Here is an 8,416-nt window from a genome sequence, read left to right as displayed (position 1 = left end):
TGGCGGCCTACGCCCACCAGGACCTGCCCTTCGAGCGGCTCGTGGAGGAGCTCAAGCCCGAACGCTCCCTCGCCCGCCACCCCCTCTTCCAGGTCGTCCTCACCTTCGACGCCGACGGACCGGCCCACGAGCGGATCGGCACGGCCATGCCCGGCCTCACCGTCACCGAACACGGTGCGACGACCGGCTCCGCCAAGTTCGACCTCGTCCTCGGGTTCGCCGAGCGGCGCACCCCCGACGGCGACCCCGACGGCCTGCGCGCCGCCCTGGTCTTCGCCACCGACCTGTTCGACGAGGCCACCGCCCGCTCCCTCACCGCCCGCCTCCTGGGCCTGCTCGACGCGGTCGCCGAGTGTCCTTCGGTGCGGGTCGGTGAGGTGGACGTGCTGGTGGCGGAGGAGCGTGTGTCTGCGGCGGGTGGGCTGGGTGCCGGGGGTGTGCGGTCGACGGTGCCGGCGTTGTTCGAGGCGCGGGTGGCGGAGGGGCCGGAGCGTACGGCGGTGGTGTTCGGTGGGGAGTCGCTGTCGTACGCGGAGCTGGACGCGCGTGCTGAGCGGTTGGCGCATGTGCTGATGGGCCGGGGTGTGGGGCCTGGTGATTTCGTGGCGCTGGCGTTGCCGAGGTCGGCGGAGCTGGTGGTGGCGATCCTGGGTGTGCTGAAGGCGGGTGCGGCGTACGTGCCCGTGGACCCGGCGTATCCGGCCGATCGCATCGCGTACACGGTGCAGGACTGCCGGCCGAAGCTGTTGGTGACGGCCGCCGAGGTCGTGGAACGGCTCGGTTCCTTCGGTGGTGCCGTGCTGGTGCTGGACGATGCGGTGGTGGTGGAGGAGCTGGCCGGGATGCCGGTGGCTGGTTCCGCTGGGCGTCGGGTCGGTCTGGTGCCGGAGCATCCGGCGTATGTGATCTACACGTCGGGTTCGACGGGGCGTCCGAAGGGTGTGGTGGTGGCGCACCAGAACGTGGTGCGGCTGTTCACGGCGACGGACGACTGGTTCGGGTTCGGGCCGGACGACGTGTGGACGTTGTTCCATTCGTTCGCGTTCGACTTCTCGGTGTGGGAGTTGTGGGGGGCGTTGCTCTACGGCGGGCGGCTGGTGGTGGTGCCGCATGACGTGAGCCGTTCGCCGGCCGATCTGCTGGATCTGCTGGTGCGGGAGCGGGTGACGGTGCTGAACCAGACGCCGTCGGCGTTCCATCAGCTGAGCCAGGCGGACGCGGAGCGGCCCGGTGCCGGACTCGCCCTGCGTTACGTGGTGTTCGGTGGTGAGGCCCTTGAGCCGTCCCGGCTGGCGGACTGGTTCGCACGGCACGGGGACCGTTCGCCGGTGCTGGTGAACATGTACGGCATCACCGAGACGACCGTGCACGTCACCTACCTGCCGATGAGCGAGGAGCTGGCGGCGGGGCAGTCGCGCAGCCTGATCGGTGAGGGCATCCCGGATCTGCGGGTGTACGTGCTGGACGAGGGGCTGCGTCCGGTGCCGTTCGGCGTGCCGGGGGAGATGTATGTCGGTGGCCGTGGTCCCGCGACGGGCTATCTGGACCGTGCGGGGCTGACGTCCGAGCGGTTCGTGGCGGACCCGTTCGCCGGTGACGGCTCGCGGATGTACCGCACCGGTGACCTGGCACGGCGTCTGCGGGACGGCGGTCTGGAGTACCTGGGACGCGCCGATCACCAGGTCAAGATCCGCGGCTTCCGCATCGAACTCGGCGAGATCGAGGCGACCCTCGTGGCGCATCCGGCGGTCGCCGGCGCGGCCGTCGTCGTCCATGAGGACCGCCCGGGGGACAAGCGGCTCGTCGCGTACGTCGTCCCGACGGACGGCGCACCGGACCACCGCGCGCTGCGGGAGCACGCCGCGGCGGAACTGCCCGAGTACATGGTCCCGTCCCAGTTCGTCACCCTGGACGTGCTGCCGCTGACCCCCAACGGCAAGCTGGACCGCAGGGCGCTGCCCGCTCCCGACCCGATCAGCGGAGCGAGCGCCGGACGGGCCCCGCGCACAGCGCGCGAGGAGGTCCTGTGCACCCTGTTCGCCGATGTCCTGGGCGTCGCGCAGGTCACCGTCGACGACGACTTCTTCGCCCTCGGCGGGCACTCGCTCCTCGCCACCCGGCTCGTCGGCCGCATCCGTGCCGCCCTCGGTGCCGAACTGCCCGTACGGGCCCTGTTCGAGGCGCCCACCGTCGCCGAACTGGCCCGGCGGCTCGGTACGGCCGACGCGGCGCGCACCGCGCTGACCCGCGCCGAGACCAGGCCGGAGCGCGTCCCCCTGTCGTACGCACAGCAGCGGCTGTGGTTCCTCCAGCACCTCCAGGGACCCAGCCCCGCCTACAACATCCCGGCCGCGCTGCGGCTGTCCGGCGACCTCGACCACGACGCCCTGCGGGCGGCCCTGCTGGACCTCGTCACCCGGCACGAGTCGCTGCGCACCGTCTTCGCCGAGGACACCGGAGGACCCCGCCAGCAGATCCTGCACCCGGCCGAGGCCCTGCCCGGCCTGCCCGTCGAGGACGTCACCGAGGACCGGCTGGACGCCGTGCTCGCCGACGCCGCCCGCGCCGGCATCGACCTCACCGCGGACGCGCCACTGCGTGCCCGGCTGTACGCCCTCGGCCCGCGCGAGCACGTGCTGATGCTGGTGATCCATCACGCGGCCGCCGACGGCTGGTCGCTCCAGCCGCTGGCCCGCGATCTCGTCACCGCCTACGCCGCCCGCGCCGAGGGCCGGGCACCGGACTGGGCTCCGCTGCCCGTTCAGTACGCCGACTACAGCCTGTGGCAGTACAGCCACCTCGGCTCCGAGGACGACCCGGGCTCCGTGATCTCGCAGCAGCTGGCCCACTGGTCCGGGGCGCTCGCCGGGCTGCCGGCCGAACTGACCCTGCCCACCGACCACCCGCGGCCCCTGGTCGCGTCCGAGGAGGGTGACGAGGTCGCCTTCGAGGTCCCCGCACAGGTCCACGAGGGTCTGCTGCGGCTCGCCCACGGCAGCGGAGCCAGCCTCTTCATGGTCGTCCAGACCGCGCTCGCCGCCCTCCTGACGAGGCTCGGCGCGGGCACGGACGTGCCGATCGGCACCCCCGTCGCCGGACGGAACGACGAGGCACTCGAGGACCTGATCGGCTTCTTCGTCAACACGCTCGTGCTGCGCACCGACACCTCCGGCAACCCCACCTTCGCCGAACTGCTGGACCGGGTGCGCACCGCCGACCTGGCGGCCTACGACCACCAGGACGTCCCCTTCGAGCGCCTCGTCGACGCGCTCAACCCCGAGCGGTCCCGGGGCCGTCATCCCCTGTTCCAGGTGTCCCTCACGGTCGACGGCTCCGACCGGCAGTCCGCGCTCGACACCGTCGGACAGCTGCCCGGACTCACCGTGACCCGGCACCCCGTCAGCACCCGTGCCGCGAAGTTCGACCTCTCCTTCGTCGTGGAGGAACGGCACGGGGACGGCGGCGCACCCGCCGGCCTGCGCGGTGCCGTGGAATTCCGCACCGACCTCTTCGACCGACGCACCGCCGACGCGGTCGCCGAACGGTTCGTCCGCGTCCTGACCGCGGTCGCCGAGTGTCCTTCGGTGCGTGTCGGTGAGGTGGACGTGCTGGTGGCGGAGGAGCGTGTGTCTGCGGCGGGTGGGCTGGGTGCCGGGGGTGTGCGGTCGACGGTGCCGGCGTTGTTCGAGGCGCGGGTGGCGGAGGGGCCGGAGCGTACGGCGGTGGTGTTCGGTGGGGAGTCGCTGTCGTACGCGGAGCTGGACGCGCGTGCTGAGCGGTTGGCGCATGTGCTGATGGGCCGGGGTGTGGGGCCTGGTGATTTCGTGGCGCTGGCGTTGCCGAGGTCGGCGGAGCTGGTGGTGGCGATCCTGGGTGTGCTGAAGGCGGGTGCGGCGTACGTGCCCGTGGACCCGGCGTATCCGGCCGATCGCATCGCGTACACGGTGCAGGACTGCCGGCCGAAGCTGTTGGTGACGGCCGCCGAGGTCGTGGAACGGCTCGGTTCCTTCGGTGGTGCCGTGCTGGTGCTGGACGATGCGGTGGTGGTGGAGGAGCTGGCCGGGATGCCGGTGGCTGGTTCCGCTGGGCGTCGGGTCGGTCTGGTGCCGGAGCATCCGGCGTATGTGATCTACACGTCGGGTTCGACGGGGCGTCCGAAGGGTGTGGTGGTGGCGCACCAGAACGTGGTGCGGCTGTTCACGGCGACGGACGACTGGTTCGGGTTCGGGCCGGACGACGTGTGGACGTTGTTCCATTCGTTCGCGTTCGACTTCTCGGTGTGGGAGTTGTGGGGGGCGTTGCTCTACGGCGGGCGGCTGGTGGTGGTGCCGCATGACGTGAGCCGTTCGCCGGCCGATCTGCTGGATCTGCTGGTGCGGGAGCGGGTGACGGTGCTGAACCAGACGCCGTCGGCGTTCCATCAGCTGAGCCAGGCGGACGCGGAGCGGCCCGGTGCCGGACTCGCCCTGCGTTACGTGGTGTTCGGTGGTGAGGCCCTTGAGCCGTCCCGGCTGGCGGACTGGTTCGCACGGCACGGGGACCGTTCGCCGGTGCTGGTGAACATGTACGGCATCACCGAGACGACCGTGCACGTCACCTACCTGCCGATGAGCGAGGAGCTGGCGGCGGGGCAGTCGCGCAGCCTGATCGGTGAGGGCATCCCGGATCTGCGGGTGTACGTGCTGGACGAGGGGCTGCGTCCGGTGCCGTTCGGCGTGCCGGGGGAGATGTATGTCGGTGGCCGTGGTCCCGCGACGGGCTATCTGGACCGTGCGGGGCTGACGTCCGAGCGGTTCGTGGCGGACCCGTTCGCCGGTGACGGCTCGCGGATGTACCGCACCGGTGACCTGGCACGGCGTCTGCGGGACGGCGGTCTGGAGTACCTGGGACGCGCCGATCACCAGGTCAAGATCCGCGGCTTCCGCATCGAACTCGGCGAGATCGAGGCGACGTTGGCCCGCCATCCCGAGGTCGGACAGTGTGCCGTCGTGGTGCGCGAGGACCGGCCCGGTGACAAGCGGCTCGTCGCCTACGCCGTGCCGGCCGCCGGTGTCACGGCCCTTCCGGACACCGCCGACCTGCGCGAACACCTCGCGCGGGACCTGCCCGACTACATGGTGCCCATGGCGATCGTGCCGCTGGACACCCTGCCCCTCACCCCCAACGGCAAGATCGACCAACGGGCCCTGCCCCGCCCGGTGTACGGCGACGAGACCCGGCGCCGCGGCCCGCGCACGGCGCGCGAGGAGGCCCTGTGCACCCTGTTCGGCGAGGTGCTCGGGCAGGACGAGATCGGCATCGACGAGGGCTTCTTCGCCCTCGGCGGTGACAGCATCATGGCCATCCAGCTGGTCAGCCGGGCCCGGCGCGCCGGCCTCGAGCTGACCGTCCGTGAGGTGTTCGAGCACCAGACGGTCGCGGCGCTCGCCCACACCGTGTCCGATGCCGGTACCGACACCGGCCGCCCGGTCGACGAACCCGGTGGCACCGGCCCCGTACCGCTCCTGCCGATCATCCACTGGCTCGCCGAACTCGCCGGGCCCGTCGACCACTTCAGCCAGTCCCAGCTGATCCGCACCCCCGCCGGAGCCGACCGCGAGCGACTGGAGCGGGCACTCCAGGCGGTCCTGGACCACCATGACGCCCTCCGCATGACGCTCCACATCGACGGAGCCGACGGCACCGGCGTGGGCGCGGCCGGCTGGCGGCTGGAGATCCCCGGCGGGCCCGGGCCACGCGCCGCCGACGTCCTCCACCGGGTCGACGTGTCCCGCCTCGACGACGAGGAACTGCGCCGGACCCTCGTACGCGAGGGCACCGGGGCGCGCGCCCGGCTCGCCCCCCGTGACGGCACGATGGTGCAGGCCGTGTGGTTCGACGCGGGACCCGACCGGCAGGGACGGCTGCTGCTGGCCGTGCACCACCTCGCGGTCGACGGCGTGTCCTGGCGCATCCTCCTGCCCGACCTCGCCGAGGCCTGGCGGGCCGACGCCGCGGGCGACGCACCGCGGCTCCAGCCCGTGGGCACCTCACTGCGCGGCTGGGCGACGCGGCTGGCCGAGCTGGCCGCAACCCGGCCCGACACCGGACTCGCCCGGTGGGAGGCCGTCCTCGACGCACCCGATCCGCTGGCCGGCCTCCCGGCCCCGGACCCGGCCCGCGACACCTACGCGACCGCCGGGCACCTGACCCTGACCCTGCCGCCGGACGTCACCTCGGCCGTCCTGGGCGCCGTCCCCGCCGCGTTCCGCGCCGGCCCCGACGAGGTGCTCCTGGCCGCGTTCACCCTGGCCGTCGCAGAGTGGCGGCAGCGGGCGGGAGACGTCCTCGTCGACCTCGAAGGACACGGCCGCGAGGAGGAGTTCGCCGGCGGCGCCGACCTGTCGCGGACCGTCGGCTGGTTCACCGCCCTGTACCCCGTACGCCTCGGCACCGGCTCGCTGGACCGGGCCGACGCCTGGGCCGCCGGGCCGGCCGCCGGTGACCTGGTGAAGCGGGTGAAGGAACAGCTGCGGGCCGTCCCCGACCGGGGCATGGGCTACGGCCTGGCCCGCTACCTGGACCCGCGCACGGCGGAGCGGCTCGCCGCCCGGCCCCGCCCCCGGATCGGGTTCAACTACCTGGGCCGCTACACCGTGGGCTCCGACAAGGACGCCGCCGACTGGACCGTGGTGGCGGGCGCCGACACCGGATCCGACCACGACCCGCGCATGCCGCTGCCGCACGCCGTGGAAGTGAACGCGGCCACCCGTGACACCTCCCACGGCCCCGAACTGGTGGCCGCGTGGACCTGGGCGGCCGAACTGCTGACCGAGGAGCGGGTCGAGGAGCTGGCCCGGCTGTGGTTCCGGGCCCTCGAGGCCCTGGCCGCACACGCCGAACGCCCCGACGCCGGCGGGCTGACCCCGTCCGACGTGGCGCTGTCGTCCATCGACCAGCGCGAGATCGACGAGTTCGAAGAAGAGCTGACGCAGGAGTGGGAGACGCACACATGAGCCGACAGCCGAAGGCCATCGAGGACATTCTGCCGCTCTCCCCGTTGCAGGAAGGGCTCCTCTTCCACAGCGTCTACGACCGGTCCGGCGACGACGTCTACACCGCGCAGTCCGTGTTCGAACTGACCGACCACGGCGGCGCGGCCCCCCTCGACACGGACGCCCTGCGCGCGGCCGTCGCCGGAATGCTGCGCCGGCACGCCGCGCTGCGCGCCTGCTTCCGCGAGCGCAGGAGCGGCGAATGGGCGCAGCTCGTGCTGCGCCGTGTCGAGCCCGACTGGCGGGAGATCGACCTCAGCGGCCTGCCCGAGGACGAGCGCGCGGCCGAGGCGGACCGCATCGTCACCGAGGACCGCACCCGCCGCTTCGACCTGTCCCGGCCGCCGCTGATGCGGTGCACGCTGCTGCGGCTGGGCGGCGGCGTCCACCGCTTCCTGCTCACCAGCCACCACCTGCTCTACGACGGCTGGTCGCAGCCACTGCTCGCCCGCGACCTGTTCGCGCTGTACGAGAACGGGGGCGACACCGACGAGCTGGCGCCCGTGCGTCCGTACCGCGACTACCTGACCTGGCTCGCCGGACAGGACCGCGAAGCGGCCCTGCGCGCCTGGGGCGACGCCCTCGCCGATGTCGACGAGGCGACCCTCGTCGCCCCCGGCGCCGACCGGTCCCCCGTCGTCCCCGACGAGCTGCGGACGGAACTCGACGAGGGGGACACCTCCGCCCTGCTCCGCTGGGCGCGGGACAACGGCCTCACGCTCAGCACCGTCGTGCAGGGCGCGTGGGCCCTCGTCCTCGCCTCCGTCACCGGGCGGGACGACGTCGTGACCGGCCTCACCGTCAACGGCCGGCCGCCCGAGGTCGCCGGCGTCGAGTCGATGGTCGGCCTGTTCATCAACACGGTGCCCCTGCGGCACCGTGTCCGCCGCGGCGAGACCCTCACGGCGATGCTGCGGCGCCTCCAGGACGAGCAGACCCTGCTGCTGCCCCACCAGCACCTCGGGCTCTCCGAGATCCAGCGCCGGTCCGGCGTGACCGGCGAACTCTTCGACACGCTCTGCGTCTTCCAGAACTACCCCTCCAGCGGGGCGGCCCGCCGCGGCGCCGCCGACACCCGCTCGCTGCCCGTCACCCGCATCGACAGCCGGGACGCCACCCACTACCCGCTGGCGCTCGTCACCGCTCCCGGAGACCGGCTCGGCTTCCGGCTCGACTACCGCTCCGACACCGTCGCGCACGACACGGCCCGAGCCGTCCTCGACCGGCTGCGCCGCGTCCTCGACGCCCTGGTCCGCGACCCCGACCAGCCCGTGGCCTCCGTGGAACTGCTGTCGTCCGGTGAGCGGCGGCGGGTGGTGGAGGAGTGGAACGCGACCGGGCGTGTGGTGCCTTCGGTGTCGTTGGCGGATCTGTTCGTGGAG

General features: G+C 72.9%; 2 protein-coding genes. Both read left to right on the top strand.

The features are described from left to right. The coding region (locus FHS37_RS38475; protein WP_184829945.1) for a non-ribosomal peptide synthetase at positions 1-6,995 on the top strand (6,995 nt) is incomplete at its 5' end. Beyond that, on the top strand, positions 6,992-8,416 hold a 1,425-nt coding region (locus tag FHS37_RS38470; protein ID WP_245005817.1), incomplete at its 3' end, for a condensation domain-containing protein. The genes FHS37_RS38475 and FHS37_RS38470, both read left to right, overlap by 4 nt.

The organism is Streptomyces griseomycini (assembly GCF_014203535.1).
Classification (GTDB): Bacteria; Actinomycetota; Actinomycetes; order Streptomycetales; family Streptomycetaceae; genus Streptomyces; species Streptomyces griseomycini.
This window is presented reverse-complemented; position numbering and strand designations above follow the sequence as displayed.